The sequence below is a fragment of the Clostridium caldaquaticum genome, from assembly GCF_023806125.1.
GTDB classification, from domain to species: domain Bacteria; phylum Bacillota; class Clostridia; order Clostridiales; family Clostridiaceae; genus Clostridium_AT; species Clostridium_AT caldaquaticum.
The window spans coordinates 32336-46575 of record NZ_JAMSKT010000022.1; the positions used below are offsets into that span (position 1 = coordinate 32336).

Here is a 14240-nt window from a genome sequence, read left to right on the forward strand (position 1 = left end):
CCAATTAATGTCCGAAACATAACAAAATTTTACATTAATTCCAATGGTGCCAGTCCTAGCATAAAGCTTTTTATCCCTTGGGTATTAAAAGCAATAGTAAGCTTTATATCACTTCCATCTTTTGTAACACTTACTATAGTTCCAACTCCGAACTTAGCGTGCTTAACCTTTCTTCCTAAGGTTGCTTCCTCTGCTGTCAGCATTTTTCCTGTTTTCTGTGTACTATTTAAAGCTGCACTATTTACATTATAACTCTGTGCACCTGCTCCAGCTGTTCTTGAAGCATTATTACCTAGACTATTTAAAGACAAACTTCCCATACCAAACTTTTGTACACTGCTTTTTCCATTAATATATTCCTTAAGATGAGCTGGCACCTCATTTAAAAAATCTGATTGTGCATAGGCTACAGTTCTTCCAAATACTCTTCTGACTTCTGCTGAAGTCATATACAGTTTTTCCTTTGCCCTCGTTATACCAACATAGCACAGCCTTCTAGATTCCTGCATTTCACTTTCATTGTTTAAAGATGCCATGCCTGGAAAAATACCATTTTCCATTCCTACCATAAATACTACAGGAAACTCTAAGCCTTTTGCACTATGAAGTGTCATTAAAACAACGCTGTCAGCATTTTCATCAAAATTATCAATGTCTGATACAAGAGTAACCTTTTCTAAAAAAGCAGATAATGATGTATCTTCTGAAGTCTGTTCAAACTCAACGGCAGCTGAAACCAGTTCCTTAAGGTTTTCTATTCTGCTTTGATCTTCAATATCTTTTGAGTTTTTCAGTTCCTTTAAATATCCTGACTCCTCAAGTATTGCTTCAATAAGCTCTGAAACCTCTATTTCATCTCTTCTTCTCATAAAGCTGTTTATAAGACTTGTAAACTTATTAACAGCTGTAACAGTTCTCGCTGCAAGATCTGGCACATATTCAATATCTAAAAGAGTGCTGTATAAAGGCTCTTCATTATTGTTTGCAAATTCCTGAATCTTTGCAACTGTTGTTTCCCCAATATTTCTCTTTGGAACATTTATAATCCTCTGAAGACTTATATCATCCAGCGGGTTATTTATAAGCCTTAAGTAAGCAAGTATATCCTTAATTTCCTTTCTGTCATAAAATTTAAGACCGCCAATAAGCCTGTAAGGAATATCGTTTTTTATAAAACTGTCTTCAAATATACGGGACTGAGCATTAGTTCTATATAATACAGCAAAATCACTATATCTTTTTCCTTCTTCCTTTATTATTTTCTTTATTTCTGAAACAACAAAATTACCCTCGTCGCTGTCAGAAAAAGCTCTATAAATCTTTATCTTTTCTCCAGCTTCATTAGTAGTTCTAAGCACCTTATCTTTTCTTTCATAATTATTTTTTATGACAAAATTAGCTGCATTTAATATATTTCCCTTGGACCTGTAATTCTGCTCAAGCTTTATTACCTTAGCCTCTGGATAGTCCTTTTCAAAATCTAATATGTTTCTTATATTTGCTCCTCTCCACTCATAGATGCACTGATCATCATCACCTACAACACATATGTTTCTATGACCTTGTGATAAAAGCCTTACAAGTTCATACTGTGTCATGTTTGTATCCTGATACTCATCTACCATAATATATTTAAATTTTCTCTGATAAAACTCTAGTACATCTTTATGTTCTCTAAAAAGCTGAACAGTTTTAAATATAATGTCGTCAAAATCAAGAGCATTATTTGCTTTAAGCCTTTTTTGATAAAGCATATATACATCAGCTACCTTATTAAGCCTGAAATTATACTGATTTTCTCTTTTAAACTGGTCAGGTCCTATTAAGTTATCCTTAGCTGCTCCGATTTTATTAATAACTTCTTTTTCATCCAAGTCCTTTTCGTTTATGTTTAATTCCTTCATGCACTGTTTAATTAGAGTCTTTTGGTCATATGTATCATATATAACAAAATTTTTATTGTAGCCAAGCTTATCTATTTCACGTCTTAAAATTCTTACACAACTTGAATGAAAAGTTGAAACCCACATATTGTCAACTTCATCGCCAACAAGGCTTTTAACTCTTTCCTTCATTTCCTGTGCTGCCTTGTTTGTAAATGTAATGGCAAGTATTTGAGAAGGATAAATTCCTAAATCATTTATCATATATGCTATTCTATAAGTTAAAACTCTTGTTTTTCCAGAACCTGCCCCTGCCAATATAAGCAGCGGTCCGTTGATTGTTGTAGCTGCATCGTATTGTTCTTTATTTAAAAGCTTTTGTAAATCCATTCATCAACCCTCCTGTAAAGTATGCTGACATAAACATCTGTTCTGTTACATGCCTTTAATTATATCATATTTTCATATTAATATAACAAAATATAAACAATAAAAAAACCCGTAATAAAACGGGCTATAAAACTTACATTTTATTTATCTTTCCAATTAATTCTTTCGAAAACAATGTTGTATCCATCGCTTCCATAATTTAAAGCTCTGTTCACTCGGCTTATAGTGGCAGTGCTTGCTCCTGTTACACTTGCTATATCAAGATAAGTTTTCTTTTGCTTAAGCATTTTTGCAACCTGCAATCTCTGTTCTAAATCTTTTATTTCATTTATTGTGCATATATCTTCAAAAAATCTATATACTTCTTCTCTAGTCTGCAAAGATAATATTGCATCGCAAAGAAAATCCATTTCTTTACTTTCTAGCTTTGAGTTATACTCTCCCATCAATTTCCCTCCATTGTACATAGGTTATTATTAAACCCAAACGTTTACTCTACTTTATTTTATCATTTTACCCAATAATATTCCATATAAACATAAAAATTTTACAATTTAAAACTTTATCGTGATAAATTGAAAAATCATTAACAAAAAGTAAAACAGCCCTTGGGGCAGGGCTGTTTATCTAATAAATAAAAAGGGGGCTAATTAATTCTTTTTATTTATCCTTGCACAATCATTATACAAAACCCTGATATGAAATGCAAGAGTTTTGCAATAAATAATTGTTAAATATTTATTGAATGAATAAATAACCTTCATTTAAAATAAAATATCATTTTTTCCTGCATTGTTACTTATACTATATACTTTTTAAAATTTCAATTTCTTCCTTTGACAATTCTCTATATTCCCCTTCTGCTAAATCTTCATCAAGTTTAATACCTCCAAAACTGACTCTTTTTAAAAACACTACATTTTTTCCAACACTGTTAAACATTCTTTTCACCTGATGAAATTTGCCTTCCTGTATTGTAACCTTTACCTCTGAACCATGTTCATCTGCTCTTAATATTTCAAGTTTTGCAGGCATACATTTATAACCGTCATCTAATACAATTCCTTTTTGGAAAGCTTCAATATCTCTCTCCTCTACTTTTTTATTTATTTCAGCATAATAAACTTTATCCACATGCCATTTAGGAGATATAAGTCTATGATTTAACTCTCCGTCATTTGTAATAAGCAAAAGTCCTACAGTATCCTTATCAAGCCTTCCCACAGGGAAAGGATTAAAAACTTTATACTCATCATCTATTAAATCTATAACAGTTTCATCATATTTATCAAAAGTTGCAGAAACTACTCCATCCGGTTTATTCATCATCAAATATATGTATTTTCTATAATTAACAACATTTCCTGCAACTTTTATTTCACATTTTTCAGGATCTATTTGAACAGAACTATCTGTTGCAATTTTTCCGTCAATTTCAACCTCTTTATTTTTTACAAGTGCCTTAACCTCTTTCCTTGAACCATAGCCCAAATTGGCCAAAACCTTATCCAATCTTTCCATATGCCTCTTTCCTTTCTCTTAAGTTATATCAATTATTATAACCCTTAAAACAAAAATAAAAAACAGCAGCAAAGCTGCTATTTATTATAATAACTCATAACTTTTCTTACATAATTTTGAGTTTCTTTGTAATTTGGTATTCCTTTATACTTAGCCACCGCACCAGGACCTGCATTATATGCAGCTAAAGCAAGTTCTTTGGAATTACCGTACATATCTAAAAGGTTTCTAAGATATTTTGTACCACCATCAACATTTTGCTCTATATCATAAGCATCAGTAACCCCTAATGACTTAGCTGTGCTAGGCATAAGCTGCATAAGCCCCATAGCTCCAGCGCTGGATTTAGCCTGTGGATTAAAACCCGACTCCTGCTTAATTACAGCTAAAATAAGCTTCTTTTCAACTCCATATTTTTTTGAAGCCTTATCCACCGCTTCATCAATAGTTATATTATTAGTTTTAATATCGCTGTCAACTTCACTTTTCATATTATTTATAACTTCATTAAGTGATTGACCTTCCCCGTAGCCTAGTTTATTTAAGTCATCTCCGTTTAACCCCAGTAAATCCAGTGTATTCTCATTGTTTTCCATAGCTTTTATCAAACTTTCAATAACTATTTGAAAGGAGGTAGATTCTCCTCCAGCTATGGTTTTGAAAACTTGAGCCATTAGCTGCATTTGCATAAACTTTTCTACACTGTTTTGTACACTATTTTCTAAGCTCATTTAATCCTCCTGTATGCTTTTGATATTATAACCTTAATTTTATTATGCTATATTAATTAATGATTATCAATGGCAATTATAAATTTTCCTTCCCTTTTATTCCACTGTGAACTCAAATATTCCGTAATCTTCGTAAGAGCATTTTCTTAGGCTGCTTTTGCATAAAACTAATACTCTATAAGTTCCAGAAGAAAAAGGCATAAAACTATAATAATTCTTTTTACTGTAATTTTGTGCCAAAATCCAGTCTCCCTTTTCCATAATATAAAATTCATAAAGTACATCCTTTCCGCCTTCACAAGCAGCTGAAAAGGTAATAACTTCATTAACTTGAGCTTTTATCTTATCACATTGAATCTTTGTATTAGTTATAGGAAGAGCATCATATACCTTAAGATTAATCTCCTTTTTACAATCAAATTCCTTATCGCTGTCTTCATTTTTTGCATAAATCTCTAAAGAATAGGCTCCGCTGCACTTTGGAGTAAAGGCATATTTTTTATCCTTAACATAGTCTGTTTCCTCAACTTTGTGTCCATTTATGCTCAATACATATTTTAATAAAATTTTTTTAGTATTTTGAGCTATAACTGTATAAGTTAAACTATCTCCAACTATGTAATTTTCTCTTGCCGGCAGCAAAACATAATCAATAACTGCAGGCATATAATCATAAACTTCAACATAAATAACTGAATGACTGTCATAATCTCGTTTAGAATATTTATCCTTCACTCTTGCTTCAAGCTCATACTTTCCCTTTTCTTCAGGTGTAAAATTAACCCAGTTACAAGTGCCGAAATCTATCTTCTCTACTTCTTTTCCATTCTTTTTAACATGAAAACTATATCTTAGCTCAATACCTCCGCTGGCAATTATCTTTACATTGATAGTTTCTCCTTTTAAAATTTTATTCTTTCTATCTAAAATAACCTCATTTATAACAATAGGCTCTTTACACTGTTCGTCCACTGTAAAATTCATAGATGCTGACTTCTCATATGTTCCCTCAAAAGAAATATCCTTTACCCAAAGCTCTATTTTATACTCACCTGGCTTTTTAGTATTCCAGGTATAGTTATCATTTCTTGTATAACCTGAATCTTCACCATAATTTCCATCTATCTTAAACCTGTATAAAAGTTCTTTTCCTCCGCTTACTACAGCTTTTAAATTAACTGTCGTTTCACAAACCTGCGGTGAACTTAAATCGCTTGTAAAGCTTTGAATAACTATATCTCTATAAGGCTTTACTTTATAGTTTAAAAGTGCTCTGTCATCATATTCCCTGGGAGAATACATATCCTTTGCAAGACATAAAAGCTTATAATCTCCTCCTTGCTTTTCTGTAAAACATACAATTCTCTTAGTTGAGTAATCCTGAATACATTGAGTACTTCCATCAGGATTTATTTTAATAAATTTATATAATATCATTCTATTATCTTCATAAACTGCTTCTACCTGAAAAATAAGCTCATTATCAGCAATTAAATCTGTTATTAAACATTTAAAATCAGTTATCTCTACCTTTTTTATATCATTAACATAAAATTTTACCTTTTGAGAATCATCAAATCTATTTTTAGAATCTAAAGCTTTGCATTCAACTAAAATCTCCTGCTCTCCAGAATCCTTTACACTGAAGCTTAAACTATTTTCCGCACTATAGTCCTTTAAAAGCTCCCAATTTTCCTTTTCTCTTATCCAGTATCTAAACACTGCAGGTATCTTTTTAGCTTCCACTGTAAGATTTAGTTTATCCCCCACTTTAAGACTTGTTTTATCCAAATATATACTATTTATAAGTCTTTCTTCATCTTTACCAATAGTATACTCTGCTCTTGATACGTAATCAAAAGATCTGCTGCTGCCTTTCTTTTTAGCTTGTACCATAATTACATATTTCCCATCATTTTTAGGAATCCAGGTTACTTTTTCTTCAGTACCAAAATCTTTTAATGTTTCCCAGGTTCCATCAAAACCTACCATAAATTTATATAAAAGATTATTATCTGGTATTTTACTAATGGATATATTAATTTCTGTATTTTTCTGTTGCGGACTTTCCAAATCAAAAGTTATAACAATCTCGTTCATTAAAATCTCATCCCCTGTATACAATATACCTCATAATATATTATACTACAATTCCATAATTTGTTATAGGTTTTTTGTAAAATTATAATACTAATCTGCAATTTCTGGTATAATATTCCTATAACAAGACTTTAACTTATATTAAGGAGTAATAATTATGTTTTATGCAGTAGTTACCCAATTTAACAAAATAAAAATAATACTTAATAATATTTATGAGTTTCATTGGAAAAATGCGGTAGTAATAAACGGCAATAAAAACATAGACATACTGCAGGCTGACTTTGAAAAAAATTCTATAATATTATTATTAAAAAATGATATTAATATTAAAGATGAATGCTTTATTTTATATAATAATACAACAGTAAAAGCGATTTATGGACAACTATTTAATACTTTTGAATTTAACAGAAGATATTACACAGATGAAGCATTAGGCTGCTTTTACAGCCAAAATAGTACTCTGTTTAAAGTCTGGTCTCCTGCAGCTTCTTCAATAAATCTATTACTATATAAAAGCGGGGATCCAAGTATAGATGAACGTCCAGCATCTTTTCCAATGAGCGAAAAGAATGGTGTCTGGAGCTTAAAAATAGACAATAATTTAAATGGATTTTTTTATACTTATGAGGTAACTGTATATGGTAAAAAAAATGAAGCAGTAGACCCCTACGCAAAAGCACTTGGAATTAACGGACACAGAGCTGCAATTATAGATTTCAATTCTGCCAATCCAAACAATTTCGAAAAGGATATTTCCCCAAAACTCGAAAATTTAACCGATGCTATTATATACGAAACCTCTATTAGAGATATATCAATGCATAAAGACAGCGGTGTCCAGAATAAAGGTAAATTCTTAGGTCTTGCAGAAGAAAACACAAAATCCAGTAAAGGATTATCAACTTGTTTAAGTCATATATTAGAGCTTGGAGTTACTCATGTGCAGCTTATGCCTATTTATGATTTCAGCTATGTAAGTACAGATGAAAGAAACCCTGTTAAATATAACTGGGGCTACGACCCTCAAAATTATAATTGTCCTGAGGGAAGTTATTCTACTAACCCATATAATCCAATAACAAGAATTTTAGAGCTAAAAACCTTAGTTCAGACTATGCATAAACACGGTCTATGCATAAATATGGATGTAGTTTACAATCATGTATTCAATTTAGAAAATGAAAATTTAGAAAAAATATTTCCCGGCTATTATTTCAGATTTTACGAAAACGGTACTCCTTCAAATGGAAGCGGCTGTTCCAATGACACCGCTTCAGAACGGCTTATGATGAGAAAGTTTATTGTAGATTCTGTTTACTATTGGGCAAAGGAATATCATATAGACGGTTTTCGATTTGATTTAATGGGTATCCATGATATAACAACTATGAATGTAGTAAGAGAAAAACTAAACAGCTTAAACAGACCAATAATGCTTTATGGAGAAGGCTGGAATTTAAATACAATGCTGCCTGAGGAACTTAAAGCAAACATGAAAAATTCAATTAAAATGCCTCACATAGGTCATTTTAATGATATTTTCAGAAACTCAATCAGAGGAAACGTATTTATAAAAGAAGATAAAGGCTTTGTAAGCGGTAAAGAAGGTTTGGAGGAAATAATAAAAAACTGCATAGTAGGCTGTACTGATTATTTTAATAAGGGGAACTCTCTTTTTCAGACTCCAGACCAATCTATAAACTATGTTTCTGCCCATGATAACAATACTCTCTGGGATAAACTTGAATTTTCAAATCCTGATGCAGACAAAGAGGAACTAAAAGCTATGCACAAACTTTCCAATGCTATAGTTTTAACCTCTCAAGGAATAGCTTTTCTCCATTCTGGTGCAGAGTTCTGCAGAACAAAATATGGAGTTGAAGACAGCGTAAAATCAGGCGACGCTGTAAATTGTATGGATTGGGATAGAAAATCTGACTTTCTTGATGTGATGGAGTACTATAAAGGCTTAATTAAACTTAGAAGAGAGCATAGTGCTTTTAGAATGAACAATGTTGATATGATAAGAAAACACTTAGAGTTTTTATCTAATACCCCTAAAAATGTTATTGCTTTTATACTTAAAAATTATGCTAATAATGATACTTGGAAAGATATTTTAGTAATTTATAATGGAAATAAAAAAAAAGTAAAAGTAAGTATCCCAGAAGGTTATTGGAATATTGTTGCAGATAAGTATAAAGCAGGAGTTGAAATCTTAAGAACATTTAATGGAAATTATTTTGAAGTAGACGATATATGTATTAATGTTTTGTATCGTTAATGCAGAAAAAGATGAAGCAAAAGTTACTACTTACCTTAACTTTGCTTCATCTTCTTGTTAAAGACAGCTTTTTATAAGCTTCAATAAATTATTGTAAAACCTCTCATCATCTTCTCTGCTTCTCTTTTTAGGATTAGGAGTTTTCCTTCCGCTTCTTCTTACTTTAGCTGATATATGCCTTTCAAAAAGCAGCTTGTCAATATTATCATTACTGTAAATATATCCTTTAGGACTTATAGCCAAGGCCTTCTTTCCTAGTACCATAGCAGCTACTCCAAAGTCCTGTGTAACTACTATATCTTTTTCCTTTGCTTCATTTGCTACAGCCATATCCACACTTTGAAAGCCGCTGTCCATATATTTTATAATTGAGTAATCACTAAATAGCACATGATTAATATCGCAATACATTATTACTTCCAGACCATACTCTTTTCCTAATTCTTCAATTATGTGTTTCCCTGGACATGCATCTGCATCTACTATTATCCTCATTTGCTTAGCCTTTCTAAAACTAAAGCTAGGTTATATTACCTAGCTTTATATTATTAATTATAATCTTGCTTCAAGCTGTGCTTTCATATCCTCAAAGCCTGGTTTTCCAAGAAGAGCAAACATATTCTTTTTATATGCCTCAACTCCTGGCTGGTCAAATGGATTTACTCCTGAAAGATATCCGCTTATACCGCAGGCTTTTTCAAAGAAATAAACCATATATCCAAAATAATAAGGAGTTAATTCAGGTACATTAACGATTATATTTGGAACTCCGCCGTCATTATGTGCAAGAACAGTTCCCTGGAAAGCTTTTTTGTTTACAAAATCTATTGTCTTTCCTGCTAAGAAATTTAAACCGTCTATATTTTCAGCACTTTCTTCAATAGTAATTTCTTTTCTTGGCTTTTCAACATTTATAACAGTTTCAAAAATATTTCTAAGTCCTTCCTGAATATATTGTCCCATAGAATGAAGATCTGTTGAAAAGTCAACAGCAGCAGGGAATATTCCCTTATTATCTTTTCCTTCACTTTCTCCATAAAGCTGCTTCCACCACTCGTTGAAATAGTGAAGAGATGGCTCATAATTTACTAATATCTCCGTAACTTTGCCCTTTCTATGAAGTGCATTTCTAGCTGCAGCATATTTATAGCTGTCATTTGATAATAAGTCTGGATTGCTGTAAGCTTCTCTAGCATCAGCAGCACCTTTCATCATCTCATCTATGTTTATTCCAGCAACAGCAATTGGAAGAAGTCCTACAGCTGTAAGAACAGAAAATCTTCCACCTACATTATCTGGAATTACGAAAGTTTCGTAACCTTCAGCATCAGCTAAAGACTTTAATGCTCCCTTTGCTTTATCTGTTGTTGCAAATATTCTTTCCTTTGCACCTTCTTTTCCATATTTCTTCTCAAGATAGTCCTTAAAAATTCTAAAAGCTATTGCTGGCTCTGTAGTTGTACCTGATTTTGATATAACATTTACTGATACATCTAATCCTCCTATAGCTTCAAGCAGTTCAGCCATGTATGTAGAACTAATATTATTTCCAGCAAAATATACTAATGGTGTATTTCTCTTTGCCTTTGGCAGAATGTTATAAAAGCTGTGTGACAGCATTTCTATAGCAGCCCTTGCTCCTAAGTAAGAACCGCCTATTCCTATAACAATTAGCACATCGGAATTGCTCTTAATCTTGTCAGCAGCTTTTTTGATTCTCTCGAACTCATCTTTATCGTAATTTACTGGAAGGTCTATCCAGCCTAAAAAGTCACTACCTGCACCTGTACCTCTATGAAGCATATTATGAGCTTCAGTAATCATTGGCTGAAGATTAGTTAATTCACTGTCATTTAAAAATGGTTTAACTTTAGTCAAATCAAGGCTTAAAGCTTTAGACATAAATTTTTCCTCCTTATATTTTCTAAAATAAAATAAATTTAACCACTAACTGAAATTTTATCCTAACTATGCAGATAAATCAAGTTATACAGAAAAGTTATCTATTCACTTAAGATTAATTAATTTTCTGCAAACTACTTATAGTTTAGCAACATAAAATATATTTATACAGAATTAAGTTTCATACTTAACAATCATTTTATATTTAAATAAGGTAGCTGCTAAGCTACCTTAAGAATTTTTTAAAAATATTTATCTAAATCTTCAAGACTATTTATATCAAATATATCTTCAGCTATCTTGTCTAATGTTTTATCTGTACACTGAGATAAACTGTTTATATATTTTTCAGGAAGTTCTTTAAATTTCTTTGTTAATTGTTTTATTAAAATTTTAAGCTTTCCTTCCATCCTGCTTTCATCTGCCAATTTCTCTAAATTTCTTGATATTGCTGATGTCATATTTAAATCTACACCTCCATCAACTTTTAATATTTTATCTAATTCTAAATTATCCTTTGTAGTTTTTCTTATCCATGCATTTAATTTTCTTATATCATCTTTACTTATATTTTTAAACCTTTCGGCTATTTCCTTAAGTCTATTTACAAATTCTAATACATCTATATTTTGGTCTAGTAAAAATATAGCCGATATTAGATCTCCTACTTTAACCAATTCTTCTTCATCATAACTATTTACGTCAATCAAATTATAGTTAAAGTCTATTATATTATCTCCAAACATCTCCTCATCATAAACTTTATTTCTAAAATTTCTATCTTTAGGCCATGATACTTCCCCATTATATAAAACTATAGGTATTATAGCTGGAAGTTTAAACTCTACTTTTTTAACTTCATTTTCTTTAAAATTCTTAAGATGATTTCTATAAATTTCAGCCATATATAAAAATAACCTTATGGGCATACTATGATCAACTGTAGATTGAAGTTCTAATAATATATAAAAATAAACTTCTTTATCATCTATTTTAGCTTTATACAATATATCTGATTCTCGGTATTCATAATCTGAAAGAATAAAACTTTTATCTATCAATGTAAGGTTATCTTTCGATATTTTATCACACCAAGGCTTATTAATATAAGATTTCAGCATATCTAAAAAGACCTTTTTATCTCCCAATAAATCCTTATATGTTTTATCATGTATATTATGAATTTCATTATTTATAATAGTCACGTCCTTACTATAGGCTTCTCTATAGGGTTTTAACTTCAACTATTAACTTATACATCCTGGAATACAGAATGTATAAGTTAAGTTTTATTCCTAAAACCCTATATATTAATTATATATAAAAGCTTATAAATTAGTCTACTGCTTAATATTTATTTAATTCGTAATTTGAATTGTAAAGTTCATTAAATAATTTACCATTAAAAGCTTTTTGCATCAATGAGTTAAAGTTGTCCTCTAATTCCTTTAAACTTTTCTCCATTGCAAATTTCAATTTTATATATAAACTCACCTAAAGCTCTACCCAATAAACTTTCTATGAGAAATCTTAACATTATTCTGATTTACCATTGCATACTGAAGCGTTGTATCTATCTTCTGATGTCCTAATAGATGTTGCACCTGCTCAATGGGCATCCCCTTATCAATAGCTCTTGTTGCAAGTGTTCTTCTAAATTTATGAGGATGTACCTTATTAATATTAAGTTTCCTTCCCAAATCTCTCATTCTAATCTCAACACCACTAATATTTAACCTATTATAGGGTTCTATTAATGATACAAATAATGCTTTGTTATTATCTACTCTACTATTAAGATAATTTTGTAAATGTATTTTAGTTCTTGCATCAAAATAAACTCTTCTTTGCTTATCACCTTTTCCTTGAACAATACATTCTCTCTCATTGAAATTAATATCTTCAATATTTAATTTTACTAACTCCCCAACACGTATCCCTGTAGAATTTAACAAGTCTATAATTGCAAGATCGCGTATTTCTCTGCAGTTATCACGCATTAACTCCAAATGCTCATCTGTATATACTTCTTTCACAATCTTTCCAGTTCTTATTTTATGAATCCTTCTTACAGGGCTTTTTATAATGTAGTTTTCATCCTCAAGCCATGAAAAGAATGTTGATAAAATTCTTCTGATATTATCAATACTAACCTTACTGCAATTACTTTTTCTATGATATTCTGCTAAGTATCCTCTTAGATCCTCTGTTGTTATATGCTTCACTGGTTTACTTAATGACTTTAGCATATTGTGTATTGTTGATTTATAATACTTAATAGATTTTTCTGAGCAACCTTCTACACGCTTTGCACAAATAAATAAATTGCAATAATCTACTTCTTCGTTCTCAGAATCCTTATTATTAGCTTCATCTATTAAAGTAGCGCCTTGTAGCTTTTTTAATAAAACCTTATGAAGCTCTTCCATCTGCATATTATTAAGTATCTTTATCATTTCCTGTTCAATTTCAACTATAAGCTTTTCCATTACAATCTCCCTTTCAAAAAAGAATTAGATTGTAATATTATCGCCATGTACAAACATTAAATTTCTAAATAAATGCCAGAATCCTTTATTTAGTTAAATAATTCTCCATTAAATGCTTTTTGCATCAACGAATTAAAGTTGTTTTCTAATTCTTTCAAACTACTCTCCATTGCAAATTTCAATTTGTCTACTTGTTTAACAAAGTCTATGAAGTTTTTTTGTAATTCCATTGGTGGAACTATTATAGGAAAATCTCCAATTAGTGTTTTGCTTAATGCTCTTTTATCAGTTCCTCCAACACTAACGCGTCTTATATATTGGTTATAATCATCCAGATTCAGTAAAGCGTTAACATATTCGCTAAGAACCTCATCTTTTAATCGAACCCTCATAATATTATTACTATAGTTTGCTTTATCATTTTCTCCTAAATAAAGTGAAACTCGACCTAAACTACTATCTTTTGTATAAAATCTTCCAATCTTTGTTATTAACAAATCCCCCGTATGTAAAGAAGTATCTATATAATCTTGGTTAACATTTTCTGAAATATATACTGAGTCTTCTAATCTGAATTCATTACACCATACATTCTGAATTCTTAAAAATAGCACTTCTCCACGCTCTTGATAATACTTTTTATCAATATTGCTACCATCCGAAATGGATATAGAAACTTCCTTTAATTTCTTAATTAGCCATTTGGTTGTATCAAATGGATTCCCAAACATCTCGATAAATCTCGATTTGACTAATTCATCTAAAGCTTCTATTTGTTCTTTTCTTTTATCTATTAATTCTTGAGCTTTATCTAATATTTTTATTATCCTCTGTTGCTCTTTAGAGCTTACCTCAATAAATTCAGCATCAAGGATATCTTCACGCGTTACTCCTGGAATCATTCCTTTAGCTTTTTCTTTTAGTCTGTCTAAAT

11 protein-coding genes are annotated in these 14240 nt (G+C 30.7%); 1 reads left to right on the forward strand and 10 read right to left on the reverse strand.

The features are described 5' to 3' along the window. Positions 1–29: 29 nt before the first annotated feature. The 5 genes from pcrA to M2651_RS12795 all read right to left on the reverse strand — a co-directional run bounded on the left by pcrA (position 30) and on the right by M2651_RS12795 (position 6625). Entirely contained in the window at positions 30–2273 is a 2244-nt protein-coding gene (pcrA, locus tag M2651_RS12775) for a DNA helicase PcrA (RefSeq protein WP_252132724.1), read from the reverse strand. A gap of 140 nt (positions 2274–2413) precedes the next feature. Next, positions 2414–2719, reverse strand: coding sequence for a YerC/YecD family TrpR-related protein (locus M2651_RS12780; RefSeq protein ID WP_252132725.1), 306 nt, complete (start codon positions 2717–2719; stop codon positions 2414–2416). 358 nt (positions 2720–3077) lie between these two features. Next, the gene (locus tag M2651_RS12785) at positions 3078–3794 is read right to left on the reverse strand and encodes a pseudouridine synthase (protein ID WP_252132726.1); all 717 of its coding nucleotides are present in this window, start codon (positions 3792–3794) and stop codon (positions 3078–3080) included. A 77-nt stretch (positions 3795–3871) separates the two neighbouring features. After that, on the reverse strand, positions 3872–4525 hold the full coding sequence (locus M2651_RS12790) for a lytic transglycosylase domain-containing protein (RefSeq protein ID WP_252132727.1): 654 nt from the start codon (positions 4523–4525) through the stop codon (positions 3872–3874). A 96-nt stretch (positions 4526–4621) separates the two neighbouring features. Then, complete coding sequence (locus M2651_RS12795) at positions 4622–6625, reverse strand: triple tyrosine motif-containing protein (RefSeq protein ID WP_252132728.1); 2004 nt, start codon at positions 6623–6625, stop codon at positions 4622–4624. Positions 6626–6782: 157 nt separating this feature from the next. Here M2651_RS12795 and pulA point away from each other — a divergent pair, with 157 nt between their 5' ends. After that, complete coding sequence (gene pulA, locus M2651_RS12800) at positions 6783–8915, forward strand: type I pullulanase (protein WP_252132729.1); 2133 nt, start codon at positions 6783–6785, stop codon at positions 8913–8915. A gap of 57 nt (positions 8916–8972) precedes the next feature. On the opposite strand, the gene M2651_RS12805 is transcribed toward pulA, so the two are convergent. From M2651_RS12805 to M2651_RS12825, 5 genes are all read right to left on the reverse strand, one after another. Next, complete coding sequence (locus M2651_RS12805) at positions 8973–9410, reverse strand: YaiI/YqxD family protein (RefSeq protein ID WP_252132730.1); 438 nt, start codon at positions 9408–9410, stop codon at positions 8973–8975. A 57-nt stretch (positions 9411–9467) separates the two neighbouring features. Continuing rightward, positions 9468–10817, reverse strand: a complete 1350-nt coding sequence (locus M2651_RS12810; protein ID WP_252132731.1) for a glucose-6-phosphate isomerase — start codon at positions 10815–10817, stop codon at positions 9468–9470. A 242-nt stretch (positions 10818–11059) separates the two neighbouring features. After that, positions 11060–12061 (reverse strand): Rpn family recombination-promoting nuclease/putative transposase, encoded by a 1002-nt coding sequence (locus M2651_RS12815; RefSeq protein WP_252132732.1) that lies wholly within the window; start codon positions 12059–12061, stop codon positions 11060–11062. A 258-nt stretch (positions 12062–12319) separates the two neighbouring features. Beyond that, a complete protein-coding gene (gene xerA / locus M2651_RS12820) occupies positions 12320–13306 on the reverse strand; it encodes a site-specific tyrosine recombinase/integron integrase (protein ID WP_252132733.1) in 987 nt (328 codons plus the stop codon). An 89-nt stretch (positions 13307–13395) separates the two neighbouring features. Beyond that, positions 13396–14240 (reverse strand): restriction endonuclease subunit S (locus M2651_RS12825; RefSeq protein ID WP_252132734.1); only part of this gene is annotated, 845 nt, incomplete at its 5' end.